19 protein-coding genes are annotated in these 20,601 nt (G+C 44.0%); 13 read left to right on the forward strand and 6 right to left on the reverse strand.

All coding sequences use genetic code 11. From position 1 onward, the window contains the following. Positions 1-119: 119 nt before the first annotated feature. Together ABDV94_RS04285 and ABDV94_RS04290 are read right to left on the reverse strand one after the other, a co-directional pair. On the reverse strand, positions 120-1,499 hold the full coding sequence (locus ABDV94_RS04285; protein ID WP_343605059.1) for a hypothetical protein: 1,380 nt from the start codon (positions 1,497-1,499) through the stop codon (positions 120-122). A 127-nt stretch (positions 1,500-1,626) separates the two neighbouring features. Next, positions 1,627-2,694, reverse strand: coding sequence for a branched-chain amino acid aminotransferase (locus tag ABDV94_RS04290; RefSeq protein WP_343605061.1), 1,068 nt, complete (start codon positions 2,692-2,694; stop codon positions 1,627-1,629). Between the two features lie 363 nt (positions 2,695-3,057). On the opposite strand from ABDV94_RS04290, the gene ABDV94_RS04295 reads away from it, so the two are divergent. Continuing rightward, positions 3,058-4,950, forward strand: coding sequence for an ATP-dependent DNA helicase RecQ (locus tag ABDV94_RS04295; RefSeq protein ID WP_343605063.1), 1,893 nt, complete (start codon positions 3,058-3,060; stop codon positions 4,948-4,950). Here ABDV94_RS04295 and ABDV94_RS04300 read toward each other — a convergent pair. The 4 genes from ABDV94_RS04300 to ABDV94_RS04315 all read right to left on the reverse strand — a co-directional run bounded on the left by ABDV94_RS04300 (position 4,919) and on the right by ABDV94_RS04315 (position 8,221). Further along, positions 4,919-5,740, reverse strand: a complete 822-nt coding sequence (locus ABDV94_RS04300; protein WP_343605065.1) for a helix-turn-helix transcriptional regulator — start codon at positions 5,738-5,740, stop codon at positions 4,919-4,921. The genes ABDV94_RS04295 and ABDV94_RS04300 overlap by 32 nt on opposite strands. Before the next feature lie 213 nt (positions 5,741-5,953). Continuing rightward, complete coding sequence (locus tag ABDV94_RS04305) at positions 5,954-6,895, reverse strand: YihY/virulence factor BrkB family protein (RefSeq protein ID WP_343605067.1); 942 nt, start codon at positions 6,893-6,895, stop codon at positions 5,954-5,956. Continuing rightward, the gene (locus ABDV94_RS04310; protein WP_343605069.1) at positions 6,864-7,802 is read right to left on the reverse strand and encodes an ABC transporter ATP-binding protein; all 939 of its coding nucleotides are present in this window, start codon (positions 7,800-7,802) and stop codon (positions 6,864-6,866) included. The genes ABDV94_RS04305 and ABDV94_RS04310 overlap by 32 nt, the downstream gene beginning before the upstream one ends. Beyond that, positions 7,802-8,221 (reverse strand): hypothetical protein, encoded by a 420-nt coding sequence (locus tag ABDV94_RS04315; protein WP_343605071.1) that lies wholly within the window; start codon positions 8,219-8,221, stop codon positions 7,802-7,804. Before ABDV94_RS04315 ends, ABDV94_RS04310 begins: the two co-directional genes overlap by 1 nt. 196 nt (positions 8,222-8,417) lie before the next feature. Here ABDV94_RS04315 and ABDV94_RS04320 point away from each other — a divergent pair, with 196 nt between their 5' ends. The 12 genes from ABDV94_RS04320 (at position 8,418) to ABDV94_RS04375 (ending at position 20,552) form a co-directional block, all read left to right on the forward strand. Further along, positions 8,418-9,587, forward strand: coding sequence for a class I SAM-dependent rRNA methyltransferase (locus ABDV94_RS04320; protein ID WP_343605073.1), 1,170 nt, complete (start codon positions 8,418-8,420; stop codon positions 9,585-9,587). Continuing rightward, complete coding sequence (locus tag ABDV94_RS04325; RefSeq protein WP_343605075.1) at positions 9,587-10,906, forward strand: MATE family efflux transporter; 1,320 nt, start codon at positions 9,587-9,589, stop codon at positions 10,904-10,906. The genes ABDV94_RS04320 and ABDV94_RS04325 overlap by 1 nt, the downstream gene beginning before the upstream one ends. A gap of 11 nt (positions 10,907-10,917) precedes the next feature. Next, positions 10,918-11,874, forward strand: a complete 957-nt coding sequence (fmt, locus tag ABDV94_RS04330; protein WP_343605077.1) for a methionyl-tRNA formyltransferase — start codon at positions 10,918-10,920, stop codon at positions 11,872-11,874. Between the two features lie 150 nt (positions 11,875-12,024). After that, positions 12,025-12,336 carry an HU family DNA-binding protein gene (locus tag ABDV94_RS04335; protein WP_343605355.1) on the forward strand — a complete coding sequence of 104 codons (312 nt, stop codon included), beginning with the start codon at positions 12,025-12,027 and terminating at the stop codon, positions 12,334-12,336. 122 nt (positions 12,337-12,458) lie between these two features. Continuing rightward, on the forward strand, positions 12,459-13,133 hold the full coding sequence (locus ABDV94_RS04340) for an RNA methyltransferase (RefSeq protein WP_343605079.1): 675 nt from the start codon (positions 12,459-12,461) through the stop codon (positions 13,131-13,133). Between the two features lie 122 nt (positions 13,134-13,255). Beyond that, the gene (locus ABDV94_RS04345; protein ID WP_343605081.1) at positions 13,256-13,486 is read left to right on the forward strand and encodes a 30S ribosomal protein THX; all 231 of its coding nucleotides are present in this window, start codon (positions 13,256-13,258) and stop codon (positions 13,484-13,486) included. 148 nt (positions 13,487-13,634) lie between these two features. Beyond that, positions 13,635-14,705, forward strand: a complete 1,071-nt coding sequence (gene serC, locus ABDV94_RS04350) for a 3-phosphoserine/phosphohydroxythreonine transaminase (RefSeq protein ID WP_343605083.1) — start codon at positions 13,635-13,637, stop codon at positions 14,703-14,705. 120 nt (positions 14,706-14,825) lie between these two features. Continuing rightward, positions 14,826-15,791, forward strand: coding sequence for a D-2-hydroxyacid dehydrogenase (locus ABDV94_RS04355; protein WP_343605085.1), 966 nt, complete (start codon positions 14,826-14,828; stop codon positions 15,789-15,791). Between the two features lie 11 nt (positions 15,792-15,802). Further along, the gene (locus tag ABDV94_RS04360; protein WP_343605087.1) at positions 15,803-17,038 is read left to right on the forward strand and encodes a DUF1015 domain-containing protein; all 1,236 of its coding nucleotides are present in this window, start codon (positions 15,803-15,805) and stop codon (positions 17,036-17,038) included. 1 nt (position 17,039) lies between these two features. Continuing rightward, complete coding sequence (locus ABDV94_RS04365) at positions 17,040-17,702, forward strand: YggS family pyridoxal phosphate-dependent enzyme (protein WP_343605088.1); 663 nt, start codon at positions 17,040-17,042, stop codon at positions 17,700-17,702. After that, positions 17,699-18,295 (forward strand): DUF1684 domain-containing protein, encoded by a 597-nt coding sequence (locus ABDV94_RS04370; protein WP_343605089.1) that lies wholly within the window; start codon positions 17,699-17,701, stop codon positions 18,293-18,295. Before ABDV94_RS04365 ends, ABDV94_RS04370 begins: the two co-directional genes overlap by 4 nt. A gap of 238 nt (positions 18,296-18,533) precedes the next feature. Next, a complete protein-coding gene (locus ABDV94_RS04375) occupies positions 18,534-20,552 on the forward strand; it encodes a dihydrofolate reductase (protein ID WP_343605091.1) in 2,019 nt (672 codons plus the stop codon). Positions 20,553-20,601: the final 49 nt, after the last annotated feature.

The raw sequence follows: 20,601 nt of genomic DNA on the forward strand, positions 1-20,601 counted from the left end.
TTTTGAGCAAAAACATTGAAAGTCTAATTACTTATTGTATATTTGTTATGATTTAGGTGGTTAGGTTAGGTTGATTAGTGAATGGAGTTAGGACGCCCGTCTTGACTCCATTTACGCTTTTAGGGCTTTGCCATTTCCACCAGTGTACCTTTATTTGTCTTCTGAGACTTGAATGCAAAGGGTAATCGTTCCCGGTACAAATACTTTTTCTGCGTCGATTCAAAAGGACGGTAGATGTAATACACACTGTTTCCTTTGATCTGGATATTCTCCGGGTATTTGAAATGAAGTTCTACCGGAGAGCTCAATTTCCCGGTTGTTGTATTGAAATGACGTAGCTGGGCTTTTCCCGCCAATTCGTAGTGAATATAAATCTCCCCCGTTTCATAATCCTGAATGAGTTCTTTCTTCCAGCCGTTCTCTTTTGCCTGCAGGTGATAATAGATCGGAATGCTGTCAATTACATCTCCCAGGTAAGAATATTTGAATAATAAGTTTTTGTAATGATCAAACAGGAAAATGGAATCATTTCGTTCAAACATCGGCGCGTACAATTCCTTGTAGTAGATTGAACCGGTGAAATAATACATTCCCACCCAGATTTCTTTGTCGATCCCGGTTTCATTTTCTTTCTCTTTTGCCCACAATTTGGTGCGGATATCCACCCATTTGAATTCGGACCGGTACAATTCCATCATCAGGTCGTCTTGTACCTTTGCAATTTTCCGGTAAGTAGAATCGACCACATCATAGGTGAAATAATCAAATGCCGGGTAATTCGGGTTGAAATTGGAGAAATAGTATTTTGTATAAGACGTATCCAGGATTGGTGCGATATAGGTCATGTAATAATTCTTTTCGATCTGTGCGATCTGAATCTGCTTGTTTGTTTCAGTAATTCCGTAGACATTTTTTTCGGTCACCACATGCGGATTTCCGCGGTAATCGCGAATCAGCTCCTTCCCTTTCTCCGGGAGCGGAATTTCTCCCAGCAGATTATAGCCGTCATACAAAACCAACTCGGTTCCTTTCTTCAAATTCTTCGGATAAGTCAACAGCAACAGGTTGTCATCCGGAAGAAACTCAAAATCGGTTACTGAAACGCGGGAAGACTCGAAAATCGTATCAGGCACTCCGATCGGTTTAATCACAACCTGATCCAGCATGCGTTCCTTGAGGTAATACATTCTCACCTGTACCGTGAGGGTATCATTTGCCTTTCCGGAATAAATTTTTGTCTGGATGTCTTCCAGCGGACTAAAAGCAATGTGTTCCAATTCAAAACGTGTTGCTTCTTGAGTTGAAACAGTGAAATAAGCTGCTCCCTTCAGGTTCGTGTATTGTGATTTCACCATCGAATCTCCCTGGTACTGGCGGATGAATACACGAGAAACAGGATCTCCATTACTTCTGTCTTTGGCAATAATTCGAACGGTTGTTTGACTCAATGCGCCGGCAGAAAGGAATAATACAAATAGAAGGGATAAAATCGGTTTCATGGCTGCAAATTTCTTTAAAGATGCAGATGAATGCAAATTTTCATAAATAAAGATGAAAAAAAGGCACATTAAAAAAGGGGCGTGACACATCACATCCCCTTCTCATGTTTATAATTCTCTAAATCAATCAGATTTTCAAAAGCCACCCGAAAGTATCTTCTACTTTTCCGGCTTTCACATCATCCAGGTAAGCATGTACTTTCTGGGAAAACTCACGTGTTTCGATCGGAGGAAGAATCAAATCTTCGTCGCGGTAACCGATTTTTGCAATGTGTGCAATGGTTGCAGCTGTTCCGGCCCCGAAAGCTTCGGTCAATCGACCTTCTTTGTGTGCCTGAACCACTTCAGCTACAGATACTTTGCGTTCTTCAACCGGCATTCCCCACATCTGGGCAACTTCTACAACTGAACGCTTGGTGATTCCTCTCAAAATCGTGTCGCTTTCTTCCGAAGGTGTGATCAGTTTGCCGTCAATCACAAACATCACGTTCATGGTTCCTGACTCTTCGATGTACTCGTGTGTTTTTCCGTCTGTCCAGATCAACTGGTGATATCCTTTCTGCTGTCCTAATCTCGCCGGGTAAAGCGCTGCTGCGTAGTTTCCTGCTGTTTTTGCTCTTCCTACTCCACCTACTGAAGCTCTGGTGTAGAATTCTTCGATTCGTACGTTAACAGGCTCGTTGTAGTAAGCTCCAACCGGACATGCAAAGATCACAAAACGGTATGTATCGGAAGGTTTGATCCCGATGTACTCGTCAATTCCGAACAGGAACGGTCTCAAATACAGGGAATATCCTTCTTTTTTCGGAATCCATTCGCTTTCAATCTCTACAAATTTGCGTGTCAGTTCAACGAATACGCTCTCAGGAATTACCGGCATGCACATACGCACACAGGATTCTTCAAAACGTTTTGCATTCATATCCGGACGGAAGATTGCTACTTCCCCGTTATCCGTTCTATATGCTTTCAATCCTTCAAAAATGGACTGACCATAGTGTATCACTGACGTAGCCGGGTGCATGGATAACGGTCCGAAAGGCATAATTTCCGGTTCCTGCCATACACCATCTTTAAAATCCATGATGAGCATGTGATCGGAAAAGACTTTACCGAAAGGTAAATTATTCCAATCAACAGCACTTAACTTTGACTCTTGGGTACGAGTCACTTTAATTGTGTCTTGATGTATCATAACGACTAATAGTTATGCGAATATACCTAAATAAGTTGAGGATTCCGTTACGATTTCAGAAGTAATTCCAATATTTGTAACAACAACTATTTTTAATGTATTCAAACAAATGCATCGACTTACTACTCATTCACGTTTCTTTTTTGTTGTTTTATCTTTGCGATCCGATCGGAGTTATTCTCCTGAAACCGGAGGGGCAATTCCCGCCGTCTGAAGGAGGCAGATTGGATCGAGCCGGGGTATTGGATTTTGTAAACCGGGTTGAAACCTTAATTTTGCCGGTTCCGAAAGTTGAAACGCATTTTGCCGGACGTAATATTGCGGAATTACGCCCAGGAGTTAAAATCAGCAATTCAAAAACAGATGTCAACAAAGAGTGAAGAAATTCTTTCTAGGTTTTGGGGTTACTCCCAATTCAGACCTTTACAGGAAGAGATTGTCGATGCCGCAATCTACGGAAAAGACGTGATCGCTCTTTTACCAACCGGCGGTGGAAAATCAATCTGTTTCCAGGTTCCGGGAATTGCCCGTGAAGGAATTACGATCGTTGTTTCTCCCCTGATCGCCCTGATGGAAGACCAGGTAAATCAACTGCAAAAAAGAGGAATCCGTGCAAAAGCACTGACCAGCGGTTTGTCATTCCGTGAAATTGACATTTTACTGGACAATGCCAAATTCGGGGGAGTTGATTTTCTCTACGTTTCCCCGGAACGTATTCAAACACGTTTATTCCAGGAACGTGTCAAGCAAATGGAAATCGGGTTGTTTGTAGTCGATGAAGCCCATTGTATTTCAGAATGGGGCCACGATTTCCGTCCTGCCTACCTGGAAATTGCCAAACTCCGCGAGTTTCACCCGGAAGTACCGATTATTGCAGTAACGGCAACGGCAACACCGAAAGTAAAAGAAGATATTGCCACTCATTTGAAACTCAAAAACCCGGAGCTGTTTGAAGCTTCTTTTGAGCGAAACAATGTGAGTTATGAAGTATATCACGTTTCCAATAAACTGGATGCAATTACCAAATGGATTCACAAGAACCCGAACGATGTGGGAATTGTGTATTGCCAGACGCGTAAAAGCGTGAAGGACGTCATGATTTACCTGCAGTCTCAAAAAGTCCGCACCAACATGTATCACGGAGGCATGAACAGCAAGGAACGTAGCAAGGCACTTGCCGACTGGCTTTCGGAGAAAACTCCTGTGATGGTTGCAACCAACGCATTCGGTATGGGAATCGACAAACCGAATGTGCGTTTTGTGGCGCATTACGAAGTGCCAAACAACCCGGAATCCTATTTCCAGGAGGCCGGAAGAGCCGGAAGAGATGGTTTGGATTCACGCACCTTTGCATTCATTGAACCTGCTGATCTGGATGAAATTGCTGAACGGGTGTTAACGCAATTCCCGAGTCCGGACACGATTCGTTTGATTTACCGGGCACTTTGCAACTACCTGCGAATTGCCATTGGGTCAGGCGAACATGAATCTTACGAGTTGAAATTCAAGGATTTCGTAAAGAAATTCAATCTGAATATGACAGAAGTCTATCCTGCATTTAAATTGCTGGAAATGAACGGGAGTATTTTGTTTTCGGAACAAGGATTGAGAGGTTCACGGATCAAGATCAGTATTGACAAAACACATCTTTACGGATATCAACTCAAAAATCCGGTATTGGATCCGTTGATCACCTGGGTTTGCAGGAATTACACGGATGTTTTTGATTCGTTTGTAGAGATTGATGAAGAGGATGCCTGTCAGCGCTTGAAATTGTCGTCACAAGAATTGGAACGCCAGCTGAAACACCTGGAAGAACATGGAATTATCGACATTACCTGGCGGACTGAACTTCCCATGGTGACCTTCCTTCACGAACGGCTTCCGGATGATTACATTGAATTAAGACCGGAGGTATATCATTTCCGAAAGGAACGTGCTTTGGACCGCCTGAATGTGATGAAGAACTACCTGGAGCAGAAACACTGCAGACCACGTTACATCATTTCGTATTTCGGACAGGAAAGCGAACCCTGCGGCAAATGCGATTACTGCCTGGAACAAAACCTCCTGGAGAAACATCCGCGCCTGGAACTCGAATTGATTGCCTTACTGGAAGAAAAGGAAATGACCTTAGCAGAAATTACTTCTCAATTCGATCCTTCTTTTGCGGCAAAGATCAAATCCACGCTCAAAGAATTGATTACGCAGGAACGGATTCGTTTTAGCGGGAAACATTTTTCCCTCCCGCGGTAACTGTCCGCTTCAGATCGATAATCTCACGCTGCAATTCCTGGATGCTTTTCGTTAAAAGGGAATCATCAATACGCATTTCCGGTAAGCTAGGAGAAATGTAGTTTACGAATTTCCACATTTCAACGATGTCATTGACATGCACGAAATACGGCAAATACAACGGATTCGTTGAACAAAGCTCGAATGACTGCTGTGATTCGATGTGGTTATTCACGATTTTGAAAACAATCCCGTCATCTTTGGTTACCACGATACAAGGAGTTCCGTTTCGAATGCTTCCCCAATTTTGAATGTATTCTGCCACTACAAAAGATCCTTCGTCGACCGGAGGCATGGAATCTCCCATAATCGGGAAGGAACGGTATTTTCTGTTTTTGGACAAAAATGGCAGACTGAAGGTCGGCAATACTTTCAGGTAATCCGGGTCAGCATAACCGGTAGCATAACCTGCCCGCGCCTGCTGCGGAATCAATTCGATCATTTCGTTTTCGTCGGCATCCACCAATGAAGTCAATACGCGCAAATTTTTTCCGTTAATATCTGCATAAAGTCCCCTGCTGATCGTTGCCCAATCACTTTCTGTAAACGCAGCGAAATCTTTGGTCAGCAAATCGTCAATCGGAACAGCGTAGTAATTGCTCAACGCGATGAGTGTTTCAATTCCCGGTTCGGCAATTTCATTTTCATACCCGGAATAGCTGCTTCGGGTCAAACCCAAATCAGAAGCTACTTCTTCCTGTGATTTTTTCTTACTCTTGCGAATCAGTTTTAAATTGTTTCCCAACTTCATAACGATCAAATTTTAATCAAAAATATGACTATTTTTTAGTCTGACAAAATTTTAAACTATTTTTTCGTCAATTCCTGCAAAATTCTTCGTCAGAATTACTAAGAGCTAAAACAACTTATGTTCTTGCAGAAACAATCAACGGGAAAGATAAAGCCAACTAGTTAGCAAGAACTATGCTACAATCCTTTAAACAAAAAACCGAATGATAAATATTTACCCCTGGTTTCTTCGCTCCTGCATTTTCTGCAGCAGTTTGTGTACTTCAAAGGTAATCGGCTTCCCAACCAGGTCGGAATAGACTTTGACAAATTTCGCACCGAGGAAGATAATCTGCGACGAATAATACATCCACGCCAGGAAAATCAATAAGGTTCCGGCAATTCCCATCTGGCTTCCGAAGAAATAGCGCGTTAAGTAAAATTTCAAACCGATCTGTCCCAAATAGAGTAACACAGAAGTCAGTAAACCTCCCGAAAAGGCCAGCTTCCAGACTACTTTCCCATCGTGTAGGAACTTATACACCAAGGCAAACAACACCATATTAATGACAATGGCAACCACGTGTTCTGTTCCCCACAACAGCCATTTCTGCGATTCCAGGTGAAGTGACTTATAGATTTCGCCACTGACAGACATAAAAACGGTTTCACCTGTATACAGCAATACAATGGAAACACCGAATACAGCTAACATAAATACGGAAATCAATTTGGTGAGTACCGTATGGAAAATCTTGGTTTTATGATCATCGATTTTTACGTGAATGTCGTAGAATTCGTTGACGCTCATCCGCAGGGAAGAAATCAATGCCGAACTGGAAAACATCAAAGCGATAATCCCGATAATATTCAATACCAGGCTGCTTTTTTCAAAATGTACTTCGGATAAAAAGGCGAGAATTCCGGAACTATCCTTCAACCCGACCTGTTCTTCAAGTAATACTTTAATCAAACGCAGGATTTCGGCTTGTCCCATGATCTTTCCAAAGCTGATGACCGCCAGGTAAATGATCGGGATAATAGCAAAAACCGCATAATATGCCAGTGCTGCCCCATGGAAAAAGGAATTTTCCTGAAAAAACTCCAGAAAAGTACGCTTGAATAGCGTTCCTACTTCATTCCACTTAAGCTTTCGTATGTTTGTTTTTGAGCTCAATACGTTTTACATTTTTGAGTGGCTGATCTGCATACAGCACAATTGTTTCTCCTTTTTTGGTCTGAAAAAACGACTTCCAGTATGCCCCGAAGAAAACAGCATCGGTAAATGCGATTTCCACACTTCCTGTTTCTGCGATTTCATATTCACCGGGACGAAACAGGTGTGTGGTTTTGCCCGCTTTCAGTTCATTCAATTCACCGAAATACGCACCTTCATTCAAGTCGGACGGATGAAAATAAAATGCTTCCGGAGTATCGATCCGTTTTAATTTTCCTTCATCCAGGAACCCGATTTTTGCGCACCACTGCATCACTTCAGCTCCTTCATGGGAAACCAAAATACACAAAGTGTTCCGAATTTCAATCAGTTGTTTGATATAAGATCCGATTTTCAGCCTCAAATGAGCGTCCAGGTGCGAAAAAGGTTCATCGAGTAATAAAACCTCCGACTCCATGGCTAAAGCACGCGCAATGGACAAGCGTTGCTGTTCTCCGCCGGATAAATAACGTGCCTGTTTATCGGAAAGATGTGTAAGCTCTACCAATTCGAGCAGTTCCTTCCCGAAACGCAATCGCGCCCGCTCCGGCAAATGCAGCATCCGGATCAGCACGTTTTCTTTGACGGTATGAAATAAATCGAGACCGAAATCCTGGTTTACCAACTGAATTTCATCATGACCGGGAATGAGTTTTTCACTCGGACCTTTGATGCGTTCGCCATTCCAGGAAACCGTTCCATCCAGCGGATCAATGAGTCCGGCAATGATTTTTAGCAGCGTTGATTTTCCACCTCCGCTTGCTCCTACAATCCCGAAGATTTCACCCGGTTTCAATTCCAGGGAAATGTGATCTAAAACGTGCTGCCGGTCGTTGTACGAAAAATGAAGCTGATCCAGTACAAGCATTAATTTCTCAGTTCCTTTGGAAACGCACTCAACACGATATATACTCCCGGAATCGGGTTTTCAACCACTTCGTCGTCATTCAAATAGACTTTCAAACGCTTATTGTCGTGGTCGATGATGTATTCATCCAAACACTGTTCAGAAAACACAATCGGCGTTGAACCATCTTCTCCGTGAAAAATAAACTGGATTACATCCTGGATTTCGTAATGAAACGCTTTCCCTTCACCGATTTCTCCGGCAAGAACAAAAGGCTGGTCTCTCACAATTTCAAGTACCTCCGAATCGTCTGTTAAACGGAATTCATCTTCCCACTCGTACCGGATATTTTCCGGCGAGTCTTTCCCGTCATACTTCTCTAGGGCATAGTCTTCCGAGAAGGAATTGTTTTTTAAAAACACCTGAATGATATAAGACATTTTGCTTTTTATAAGAATGGAACACAAAGATACTCATAATTGAAAATGTAAAATGCAAAATTCAAAAAGATCAAACTCTCCTTCACGACCCATTTCGCAATTTGCAATCTGCATTTTGAATTTTGCATTTTGAATTTCTAAGTCAAAGCATCACTTTTCAATTTAAACTATCTTTGCGCAAAATTAAAACCAGTATATGTATTCCAGTGTTCAATTACTTCCGCATAAAACGCAATCGATGGAAAGACGACATCCGTGGATTTTTTCAGGCGCTTTGAAAGAAATGCCGAAATCCATTGAAGACGGAGAAGTAGTAACAGTACTGGATTCACGTAAAAACGAAATTGCCCGCGGACATTTCCAGCACGGTTCGATCGCGGTGCGGATTCTGACATTCAGCAATGAGGCAATCGACCAGGAATTTTTCAATAAACGCATTTCGAATGCCGTTGAACTGCGCAAAAAACTGCACCTGTTCCGGGAAGACAACTCCATTTGCCGCATCATTCACGGTGAAGGCGACGAACTTCCGGGGTTGGTCATCGATTATTACGGCGGCGTTGCCGTGATTCAGTGCCACAGTTTGGGCATGTATCTGCAAATCGAACTGATCAAAAACGCGCTGGTTCATGCAATTGGAGCGGATTTGAAAGCGGTTTACAACAAATCAAAAGAAACACTTCCGGGAAGAATTCCGGTAGAAGACGGATATGTATATGGAACGTGCGACACACCACATATTGCACTTGAAAACGGTGTGAAGTATCAACTGGACTGGATTACCGGTCAGAAAACAGGATTCTTCATCGACCAGCGCGAAAACCGCGCACTGCTTGCCAAATATTCCGCAGGGGCAAAAATCTTGAATACGTTCTGCTATTCCGGCGGATTCAGTTTGGCAGCTTTGAAAAACGGGGCTAAAGAAGTACACTCACTCGACAGCTCGAAAAAGGCGATTGAACTGACGGATGCAAACGTGGAACTGAACGGATTTTCGAACCATCAGTCCATTGTGGCTGATGCGATGAATTTTATCCGCGAAACGGGAGAAGAATACGATATCATCATCCTGGATCCGCCGGCGTTTGCAAAACACCGTGACAAGCGGCACCAGGCTGTCCAGGGCTACAAACGTTTGAATGCGATGGCGATCCAGCACATTCGTCCGGGTGGACTCCTGATGACTTACAGCTGTTCGCAGGTCGTAGACAAGCAACTGTTCAACAATACGATCATTGCCGCGGCGATTGAATCCGGGAGAACGGTGAAAATCCTGGAGCAGCTGCACCAGCCTGCAGATCACCCGATCAATGCTTTTCATCCGGAAGGTGAATATTTAAAAGGACTGCTTTTACAAATCATTTAATGCTCGACATTCAATACAAAAGCATTCTCAGAATGGCTTTACCGATGATGCTGAGCGGATTCATCCAATCCGTTATTTCCATCACGGATGCCGCTTTTCTGAGCAGGTTCAGCACACTCGCATACGATGCTTCGGGAAGTGCCGGATTGTGGTACATTACCTTTTACATGGTTTTTATCGGGCTTGGAGACGGCGCACAGATTGGAATGGCGCAGAAAGTCGGGGAAAAAGACGTGAAAGGATTTGCGGCCGTCTTCCAGTCGAATTTCGTGATCCTGGTTGCCGGAGCAATTATTCTGACCATCCTGGTGCAACTCGGCATGCCCGCACTGATGCATTACCTGGTGACTAACCCGGAGCTGGCAAAGGCAGAACAATCCTTTTTGGAAATCCGCAGTTACTCTTTTTGGGCCGCAACCATTACACTGAGCATTCAAGCCACTTACCTGGCAGTCGGAAAAACAACACTTGTATTGATTGCATCCCTGATAGCAGCTGTTTCCAATATTATCATGGATTATTTCCTGGTGTTCGGAACAGGACCTTTTCCCCGACTCGGACTGGAAGGTGCGGCAATTGCTTCCACCACAGCCGAATATTTGGCGATGATTTTCCTCCTGTGTACTCTCCTGGGCGGAAAACTGAAGCAGCACTACCCGGTTTGGAAAGCCAACTTCATCAGCAAACTACAAATCCGGGAAAATCTTCGCATCGGCATTCCGCTTTTGTTCCAGGGAATCGTGGCCCTTTCAATCTGGACCATTTTCTTTATCTGGATCGAACAGATGGGCGGTGACAACCTGACCGTCTCCCTGAACATCCGCTACATTTACTTCCTGGCGTTTATCCCGATCTGGGGATTTGCCGCGACAACTAAAACATACATTGCTCAGTATTACGGAGCACAGGAATTTCTGTTCATCCCGACTATTCAGCGCAGAATTCAGTTGCTAACCATCGGTTTTCTCATCCTGACTTTCCATGGAGCAATCCTTTATCCCGAAACACTGATCCGACTGGTTTCCGATCATCCAGACCATGTAGCAGGAAGCGCACAGATTCTGCGTATTGTAAGCGGTTCCATCCTGATTTACGGATTCGGAAGCGTATACCTTCAAACCATCAGCGGAATCGGGCACACGCGGGTGACTTTACTGGTAGAATGCGTTGCGACTTGTCTCTATGTCATTTCTGCCTATTTCTTCATTAAAATCTGGAACTGGCCGATTCATTTGGTTTGGCTGGTAGAATACGTCTATTTCATCACGATGGGAGCCTTATCCTTCGGGTATTTGAAACTATTTAATTGGACCAAATAAATAAGCAAATCATGAATAACTTGCGCATTGTTTTTATGGGAACCCCCCATTTCTCCGTTGGAATACTCGAAGCAATCCAATCAGCGGGACTGAACCTGGCAGGAATTGTAACCGTTGCCGATAAACCGGCAGGAAGAGGTCAACTCATGCATGAGAGTCCTGTAAAACAATTCGCGGTACAAAATAATATTCCGGTGCTTCAACCTTTAAAACTGAAAGATCCGGATTTCATCCGGGAACTCGAAGCATTGAAAGCAGATGTATTTGTAGTGGTTGCATTCAGAATGCTTCCTGCGGAAGTTTGGAAAATGCCGGCAAAAGGAACATTTAACCTCCACGCCTCCCTCCTTCCGGATTACCGCGGTGCGGCACCGATCAACTGGGCAGTCATTAACGGAGATTCGGAAACAGGTTTGAGTACGTTCTTTATTGACGAGGAAATCGACACCGGAAATGTGATCAAACAACTCCGCATGCCGATCGGCGAAAACGAATCTGCCGGTGAACTACACGACCGGATGATGGTTGAAGGCGGACAATTGGTTGTTGAAACCCTTAATGATATTGCTTCCGGTTCCGTGCAGCCGATTCCGCAATCCGAATTTACCCATTCACCAAAGAGACCCGCACCAAAATTATTTAAGGAAAATACGCGGATCGATTGGTCGGCGGCTCCCGAAACAATCCATAACCTGGTGCGCGGATTAAATCCATATCCTTCTGCATGGACGATCTGGGAGAATTCCAAAGGGGAAATTCGCTCTGTCAAAATCTTCCGTACAGCTCTCACAAATGAAACCGGAAACGGATCCGGGAAGATTCATTCAACGAAGACCCAATTGTTCATCGACACCCCTGGAAGCAAGCTCGAGATCGTCGAATTCCAGCTGGAAGGCCGGAAAAGAATGACTTCCCGGGAGTGGCTGGTCGGAAATTCGGCCGCAGACTGGAGTATTTTGAAGGGTTAATTTTCATCGAAGAAAATAGCAATTTAGTCGGAAAAGGCCCAAAAACAGGGAGGTTTATCAACAAATACGTTTATTTATCAACAAAATCAACGCTTTTTAGTATTTGGTCTTGGAAGAGAAGCATATTCCTATATTTTTGTTGTGTTAATTATTAGAAATCATTCAAAAAAAAACCAAACTATGAACAAAGCAGAATTAATTGATGCGATTGCTTCTGAAGCAGGATTGTCTAAAGCAGATGCTAAAAAAGCATTGGACGCATTTGTAAGTGCTACTACGGAAGCATTGAAGAAAAGTGACCGTATTTCATTAGTAGGATTCGGATCTTTCTCCGTTTCTGATCGTGAGGCTAGAACTGGTCGTAACCCACAGACTGGAAAAGAAATCAAAATCGCAGCTAAAAAAGTTATCCGTTTCAAAGCTGGAGCAGATTTGGCAGGATCAGTTAACGGCGGTAAATAAGAAGAAAACATTTCTTAATGAGAAGCCTCTTCGTTTTCACGAAGGGGCTTTTTTTATTCCCGCCAATCCTGACGAAACAGTGAAAGTCACGGCATTTTTACAATAATCACTAGCTTTGCGTCATGAAAAAGGAACTGCTTCGCGCATTTTACGATTTAATTCCGGAAGTAAAAGGTCAGTTATTTGACGATGTAGCCTCTAACAGGACACGTTATTTGACCGTTTTGCTGGAGGAAATTTACCAGGAACACAATGCCAGTGCCGTTCTGAGAAGCTGCGACTGCTTCGGCATCCAGGAACTGCATGTTGTGGAAAGTAAAAACCAATACAAAGTGCAGCGCGATATTGCCCGCGGAGCCGGAAGATGGGTCGACCTGTTTAATTACAATGAGGGAACCACGCCGCTCATGGATGCTGTTTCCAAATTGAAGTCCCAGGGTTACAAAATTGCCGCATTGACTCCGGATGCAACACTTTCCGTTTTCGATATTCCACTGGATCAGCCTCTCGCACTCTCTTTCGGAACGGAATGGGAAGGTATTTCAGACGAAATCCGCGAAGTAGCAGATTACAAAGTAGCCATTCCAATGGTTGGTTTCACCGAAAGCTTCAACGTTTCTGTTTCAGTAGCACTCACCCTGCAGGCACTTCGTCAAAGGTTGGTAGTATCCGATCTGGATTGGAAACTCACTGAAGAAGAACAAACGGATGTGAAACTGAAATGGTGCCAGCGCTATATGCGCAACGGGGATGTAGTCCGCAAGGAGCTTGAAAAACGCCTTGCCAATCAGCTTTAACGTTATAGTAACGACGAGAATTAGACCGACGGTTTTTTGAAGTTTTTGATAATTTTCACACGCTAACTCACAGAGAAAGTTATATTTGTAATACTTTTCATACTAAAAAACAGAAAACTATTATGGGAAAAGGTGATATCAAAACGGCAAAGGGAAAACGAGTGAACGGTTCCTATGGTAATACCCGTAAAAGAAAAAAAGCTATTGCAACTGCGAGACCGGCGGTGGCAAAAAAAGAAGCTGCTGAAGAAACAAAAACAGCCGCTAAAAAAACTGCTGCGAAGCCGGCAGCGGAGAAAAAACCTGCTGCAAAAAAGCCCGCTGCTAAACCAGCTAAAAAATCCGAAGAGTAATCGAATGAAAAATCCTTCAACATATAAAAAGCTCTGCCTGTCGGCGGGGCTTTTTTTGTGAAATAATTTAGCGAAAAACACTTCGCTTTTAGTCCAAAAATCTCGAAATTTGTAAACTTCCAAACAGAGAGCAAAATAAAATCAAATCATGAAAAAACACAACTTTGGCGCAGGACCATGTATTCTTCCGCAAGACGTATTCAAACAAGCTTCCGAAGCAGTATTAGACTTTAACGGGTTATCGATCCTGGAAGTCTCACACCGAAGCAAAGATTATGAAGCAGTGATGCAGGAAGCGCGTGATTTAGTAAAGAAAGCATTGAACATTTCCGACGACTACGAGGTACTTTACCTTCAGGGCGGTGCAACTTTAGGTTTTACAATTGCAGCGTTGAACATGATGCGTTCAACCAAAAAAGCTGGGTACATCAACACAGGAACCTGGGCTTCCGGAGCAATCAAGGAAGCAAAGAAAGTAGGTGTTGACGTAAATGTTTTCGCATCTTCCGAAGACAAAAACTTCAGCTACATCCCAAAAAACCTTCAGGTTCCGACAGATGCGGATTACATCCACTTCACTTCCAACAACACGATTTTCGGAACACAATTCAAAGAATTCCCGAAAACGGACTTGCCGTTGGTATGTGATATGTCTTCAGATATTTTCTCCAAAGAAATCAACGTTTCTGATTTTGATTTGATTTATGCCGGTGCTCAAAAAAACCTGGGACCAGCCGGAGCAACCTTGTACATTGTCAAAAAAGACGCGCTTGGAAAATCCACGTCTCCGTTCATGCCGAGCTACCTGGATTTGAAACAGCATGCTGACAAAGATTCCATGTACAACACGCCACCCGTATTCTCTGTTTACGTTGCGATGTTGAATTTACGTGATTTGCTGGCAAACGGAGGTGTTCCGAAAATGGCATTGAAAAACCAGGCAAAAGCGGACTTGCTTTACCGTGAAATTGATTCCAATCCCTTGTTCCGTGGAACAGCTGCAACAGAAGACCGTTCTGAAATGAATGTCAACTTCCTGCTTACCAATGATGCATTGAAAGACGAATTTGATGCGGCCTGGAAAGCAGCAGGTATCATCGGACTGAACGGACACAGAAGCGTTGGAGGCTACAGAGCTTCGATGTACAATGCATTGGAACTGGACAGCGTACAGGTATTGGTTGATGTCATGAATGAATTCTCTAAAAAACACGGATAAGAGCCCGCATAGCTGGTGAAGACTAAGGCCCTGTCTGGAAAGACAGAAAAGCCGAGGGATATAGAACAAATGAACTATTTGAGAAATCCTTCTGATTGAGGACAAAACAAAATAAGAACTATGAAAATATTAGCAAACGACGGAATTTCAAACGAAGGAAAATTAGCACTCGAAAAGGCAGGTTATACTGTTATCACAGATAAAGTAGCTCAAGACGACCTGATCGACTACGTCAACGCAAACCATATCGAAATCATTTTGGTGCGAAGCGCCACGACCATCCGCCAGGTGGTCATCGATTCCTGCCCGGGATTGAAACTGCTCGGAAGAGGCGGTGTCGGAATGGACAACATCGATGTGGCTTACGCCATTGAAAAAGGATTATCTGTCATCAATACTCCGGCTTCCTCTTCTCAATCCGTTGCAGAATTGGTCATGGGGCATTTGTTTGCCGGAGCACGTTTCCTGAATGATTCATTCAAGCAAATGGAAACGGGAGACTTCTCCGCATTGAAAAAGAAGTACGGAAAAGGAATCGAATTGCGTGGTAAAACTATTTCCATCGTCGGTTTCGGACGCATCGGTCAGTCGCTGGCAAGCTACGCGCTGGGTTGCGGCATGAAAGTGATCGCGGTAAACAACCACGACATTACGGCAGAAATCTCGATTGCCATTCACGGAGTAGGAGAAATCAAGGTTCCGATTCAGACTACGGAAGACCTGCATGAAGCATTGAAAGAATCCGATTTCGTTTCCATTCACATTCCGAAACAGGCAAACGGCGAAGCAGTGATTCAAAAAGCAGAATTCGACCTGATGAAAAAAGGAGTTGTCCTCGTAAATGCCGCTCGTGGTGGTGTGGTTGATGAAGACGCACTACTTGCTGCAATTGCAGAAGGAAAAGTGGCTTACGCCGGACTGGATGTTTTTGAAAACGAACCGAATCCAAGAGCAGACTTGCTGAACAATGAGAAAATCGGTACAACACCGCATATCGGTGCTGCAACCGGAGAAGCTCAGGATCGCATTGGGCTGGAACTGGCAGATTTGATTGTAAAACAATTTGGAGTTCAGGTTCCTGCATAGTCGCTCAGAGAATGTCCGTAATCCACCCCTTTAAGGCTATTCGTCCGACAAGAGATAAAGCGCAGCTGGTTTCAACACGACCGCTTGCTGCTTATCGTAAGCATATTCTCCGCGCCAAGCTGGATGAGAATCCGTATACCTTCCTGCATATCATTCATCCGGAAGGTGACAAGGAACATCACTCCAAAGCCAATTCCGTGGAGCGCTTTGAAGCTGTCAAAGCACGATTTGAATCATTTATCGAAGACGGGATCCTGATCCAGGATCCCGAAGATTCGTTTTATGTGTACCGGCAGACCAAAGGCTCGCACCAGTTTACAGGCGTTATTGCCGGAGTAAGTATCGAAGAATACCGGAACGATCAGATTAAGAAACATGAAGCAACGATTACATCGCGGGAATCCATGTTTACGAATTACCTGAATATCACCGGGTTTAATGCCGAGCCGGTACTACTGGCACACAAACACCTGCCCGAACTGGACAAGTACCTGGACAAAGTCACCAAAAATCGTCCGGAATACGAATTTTCGACCACGGATAAGATCAAACACGAATTGTGGGTGATCTCAGCCGAAAAAGATCCGAAACTGGTTTCAATCTACGCCGGATTGAAAGAATTGTATATCGCAGACGGACACCACCGTTCTGCCTCTTCTGCCCGGCTGAAAGATACCATCCGGAAAAATAACCAGGCGGTATTTCCGAACCAGGATTTCTTCCTGGCTTACCTGATTGACGAACAAAAACTGGAAATCCTCGAGTTTCAGCGTTTGGTGAGACACCTGAACGGCTTATCTGCAAAAAGTTTCCTGAAAGCATGTGAAGCTCATTTTGAGATTGAAGAACTGAAAAAAGCCCGAAGACCTGAACAACGGCACGAAATCATCTGCCTGCTGGGGAAATGTACTTATTCGTTCAAAGTCAAAAAGGAAATCAGCCAGATCAAAGATGTGGTGAAACAGCTGGATGCACAAATCCTTACGGATTACATCCTCACGCCTATTTTGGGAATCGAAGACCTGAAAACCAGTAAAGACATTGATTTTGTTCCGGGAACACGGGATTTGAAGAAGGTAGTGGAATTGGTCAAAAAAGAAGAATTTAAAGTCGGATTCCTGCTTTTCCCGGCATCCATCGACGAAGTGAAGGAAGTAGCTGACCACGGAGGAATCATGCCTCCGAAGTCGACCTGGGTGGAGCCGAAAATGAGAAGCGGATTAACGATTTACAACATTAACGAATAACATGTCTTTAGCAGAACGAATTCGGAATCTGAAAGAAGAAATCGGCGACACAGCCGTTTTGGTTGCCGTTTCAAAAACAAAACCTGCAACCTTAATCCAGGAAGCATACGACGCCGGACAACACGTTTTCGGAGAAAACAAAGTGCAGGAAATGGTCGAAAAATGGGAAGTTCTTCCAAAGGATATCCAGTGGCATTTGATCGGTCATTTACAAACCAACAAGGTAAAATACATCGCTCCTTTTGTTTCGATGATTCATTCCGTTGACAGTATGAAACTGCTCCAGGAAATCAATAAACAGGGGGAAAAGGCCGGGCGTGTGATTCCTTGTCTGCTTCAATTCCACATTGCACAGGAAGAAACCAAATTCGGACTTTCCTTCCAGGAAGCGGAAGATATCCTGCAAAGCAGGGAGTTTGTCGAAATGCAGCACGTATCCATCAGCGGATTGATGGGAATGGCAAGCTTTACCGACAACGAGGAGCAGATTCGCGATGAATTCCGGAACCTGCATAACTATTTTTCGATTCTAAAGAGCAACTATTTCAAATACAACCCGGATTTCGCGGTTCTTTCCATGGGAATGAGCAGTGATTACCAACTGGCTCTTGAAGAAGGCAGCACCATGATCCGGGTCGGAAGTTCATTATTCGGAGGGAGATGAAAACACTTGTTTTAGCAATGACATTCCTGGCGTTTGGAAAAGCCGCTTTTTCACAACTTTCCTATGCTGATAGTTTAACGAAAGCGCGTGAAAAGAACGAAGCTGAATTCCTGCAACAGGTATTGAACGAAGAAGAACGGAAAATCCATCCGGAAATCTGTTTCTTTCCCATCGATACCAACTTCATGGTGATGGCGGATTTCACCCGGGAAGTCGGCCCTGCATTTGTAATGCCTATGAGCAAGGCTCGTACGGTGTATTACCGCAAAGTCGGCTATTTATCGTTTAAAATTCACGACACGCTTTGTAAACTGAACGTGTATCAAAACCTGGATCTGGCCGGGAAGAAAGCCTACAAAAACTATTATTTCGTTCCGTTTAAAGACGGCACCACCGGTATTTCGACCTATGGCGCGGGAAAATACATGGATTGCTACTTCGGCAAAAAAGCAAAAAAGGTCAAACTGGATTTCAATGCGTCATACCATCCGTATTGCGCGTATTCGGATCGCTACTCCTGCCCGATCGTTCCGCCGGAAAACCGGATCGACGTATCGGTAACCGCCGGAGAGTGTTATGTACCACATGATTGAGTACTGAAAAAAGTGCCTTCGACTCCGCTCAGTCTACTTTTTTAATGCTTTGTTCGTTTTTTAGTCATTGGGTTTTCCTGTGAGGTTGAATTCTTCTGAATCTCGCGCTGTTACTGGGCAAATAGACATAACTTGTCCCGCCACTGCGGGATGTCTATCCATCTTTTTCAGCTTCCCTCACTTCCGGATTCGCTTTCTCAAAATAATTGGTTATCTTCAAAACAGATAATTAATTGCTATGAAATTACACAATATGATTGCTTTTTCTTCTTTATTGGCGCTGTCGGCGGCTTGTGGAAGTAAGGAAACATCAACCGATGCAGAAGAAACCCCGGCTTCAGCAGAAACAGCTGTGGAGCGCTTTGCAGACGTTCAGATTCTTCGCTTTGAAGTTCCGAGCTGGAACAAACTAAGCTTAAAACAGAAAGAGCTGGTTTACTATTTATCGATGGCAGGTTTGGCCGGCCGCGATATCAATTACGATCAGAACAACCGCTTCAATCTCGAGATCCGGAGAACACTTGAAGCCATTCACGAAAAATACACCGGAGACAAAACCAGTGCCGATTGGAAAAAATTCGACACCTGGAGTAAACAAGTCTTCTTCTCCAACGGAATCCATCACCACTATAGTATGGATAAAATCAAGCCTACATTCAGCAAAGCGTATTTCACCAAACTGATGCAGGCTGTAGAACACAACCTGAGTCCGGAAGCACTGGAAGCAATTTTCAACCCGAACCTGGAGAAAAAACGCAAGGTGAAAGACCCGAATGTTGACATGATCGTAGCATCTGCCAACAATTTCTACGGAAAAGGCGTGACACAAAAAATGGTCGAGGACTTTTACAAAGGGAAATCCGATCCGAATGATCCGACACCGGTGGAACTGGGATTGAACTCAACCCTGGTATTGAAAAAAGGAAAAGTGGTCGAAGAAGTCTGGAAAAGCGGCGGAAAATACGGCCAGGCAATCGACCAGATCATTTTCTGGCTCCGCAAAGCGGTAAAAGTTGCTGAAAACGACCAGCAGGCGAATGCCTTGAAAGCACTCATCGATTACTACAAAACCGGAAGCCTCAAAAAATGGGACGAATACAACGTGCTGTGGGCAACTGCAACCAAGGGAGATATCGATTACATCAACGGATTCATTGAAGTATACGGTGACGCTTTAGGAAAAAGAGCCAATTTTGAATCCATTGTACAGATCAACGACTTCGAGGCATCGAAAAGAATGTCCGTTCTGACCCAAAATGCACAGTGGTTCGAAGACAATTCGCCGTTGATGCCGGAACACAAGAAAAAGAAAGTAGTCGGTGTTTCCTACAAAGTGGTTGAAGTGGCAAGTGAATCCGGAGACGCGGCTCCTTCCACTCCGATCGGTGTAAACCTGCCGAACAACAACTGGATTCGCCAGATGCACGGCTCAAAATCCGTGTCACTTGGAAACCTGATCGAAGCTTACAACAAAGCAGGAGGGCCATCTCTGACGGAAGAATTTGCACACGACCAGGAAGAAATTTACCGGGCGAAAAAATATGCCGCACTTGCCGGAAAAATGCACACGGCGCTGCACGAAGTAATCGGACATGCCAGCGGACAAATCAACCCGGGAATCGGGCAGCCGGCTGAAACGCTGCAAAACTACGCTTCAACGCTGGAAGAAGCACGTGCAGATTTGGTTGGTCTGTACTACATCATGGATCCGCAGATGGTCAAATTAGGCCTGATCGAATCACTGGAAGTTGGAAAAGCAGAATACGACGGATACATCCGAAACGGACTGGTGACACAATTACAGCGCCTGGAAAAAGGTCAAAACCTGGAAGAAGAACACATGCAAAACCGCCAGTTGGTGAGCGCATGGGTTTTTGAAAAAGGTCAGAAAGACAACGTGATTGAGAAAGTCGTTAAAAACGGAAAAACGTACTACGACATCAAAGATTACGATAAACTGCGGACGCTTTTCGGAGATTTACTGCGTGAAATTCAACGCATCAAATCCGAAGGGGATTACCAGGCTGGGAAAAAACTGGTAGAAACATACGGAGTAAAAGTAGATCCGAAATTACACGCTGAAGTATTGAAACGCGTGAAACCACTGAATATCGCTCCTTACAACGGGTTCGTATATCCTGTTTTCATTCCGGTGATGGATTCAAACGGAAAAATTACCGATATCAAAATCGAAAACAAACAAGGTTTCATTGAGCAAATGCTCTATTACGGAAAGAACAACAGCTTTTTGTATTAAGAAATAACCACATCCTATGAGGTTCCTTTCGCAGAGATTTACAGACTAA

Source organism: Fluviicola sp. (genome assembly GCF_039596355.1).
Lineage (GTDB): Bacteria > Bacteroidota > Bacteroidia > Flavobacteriales_D > Crocinitomicaceae > Fluviicola.

Coding starts and splice junctions, on each gene's coding strand:
- ABDV94_RS04295 (WP_343605063.1), top strand. CDS start 3,058: ATGTCAACAAAGAGTGAAGAAATTCTTTCTAGGTTTTGGGGTTACTCC.
- ABDV94_RS04370 (WP_343605089.1), top strand. CDS start 17,699: ATGAAAACACTTGTTTTAGCAATGACATTCCTGGCGTTTGGAAAAGCC.
- ABDV94_RS04310 (WP_343605069.1), bottom strand. CDS start 7,802: ATGCTTGTACTGGATCAGCTTCATTTTTCGTACAACGACCGGCAGCAC.
- ABDV94_RS04315 (WP_343605071.1), bottom strand. CDS start 8,221: ATGTCTTATATCATTCAGGTGTTTTTAAAAAACAATTCCTTCTCGGAA.
- ABDV94_RS04345 (WP_343605081.1), top strand. CDS start 13,256: ATGGGAAAAGGTGATATCAAAACGGCAAAGGGAAAACGAGTGAACGGT.
- ABDV94_RS04355 (WP_343605085.1), top strand. CDS start 14,826: ATGAAAATATTAGCAAACGACGGAATTTCAAACGAAGGAAAATTAGCA.
- ABDV94_RS04290 (WP_343605061.1), bottom strand. CDS start 2,694: ATGATACATCAAGACACAATTAAAGTGACTCGTACCCAAGAGTCAAAG.
- ABDV94_RS04365 (WP_343605088.1), top strand. CDS start 17,040: ATGTCTTTAGCAGAACGAATTCGGAATCTGAAAGAAGAAATCGGCGAC.
- ABDV94_RS04320 (WP_343605073.1), top strand. CDS start 8,418: ATGTATTCCAGTGTTCAATTACTTCCGCATAAAACGCAATCGATGGAA.
- fmt (WP_343605077.1), top strand. CDS start 10,918: ATGAATAACTTGCGCATTGTTTTTATGGGAACCCCCCATTTCTCCGTT.
- ABDV94_RS04375 (WP_343605091.1), top strand. CDS start 18,534: ATGAAATTACACAATATGATTGCTTTTTCTTCTTTATTGGCGCTGTCG.
- ABDV94_RS04300 (WP_343605065.1), bottom strand. CDS start 5,740: ATGAAGTTGGGAAACAATTTAAAACTGATTCGCAAGAGTAAGAAAAAA.
- ABDV94_RS04340 (WP_343605079.1), top strand. CDS start 12,459: ATGAAAAAGGAACTGCTTCGCGCATTTTACGATTTAATTCCGGAAGTA.
- ABDV94_RS04285 (WP_343605059.1), bottom strand. CDS start 1,499: ATGAAACCGATTTTATCCCTTCTATTTGTATTATTCCTTTCTGCCGGC.
- ABDV94_RS04360 (WP_343605087.1), top strand. CDS start 15,803: ATGTCCGTAATCCACCCCTTTAAGGCTATTCGTCCGACAAGAGATAAA.
- serC (WP_343605083.1), top strand. CDS start 13,635: ATGAAAAAACACAACTTTGGCGCAGGACCATGTATTCTTCCGCAAGAC.
- ABDV94_RS04325 (WP_343605075.1), top strand. CDS start 9,587: ATGCTCGACATTCAATACAAAAGCATTCTCAGAATGGCTTTACCGATG.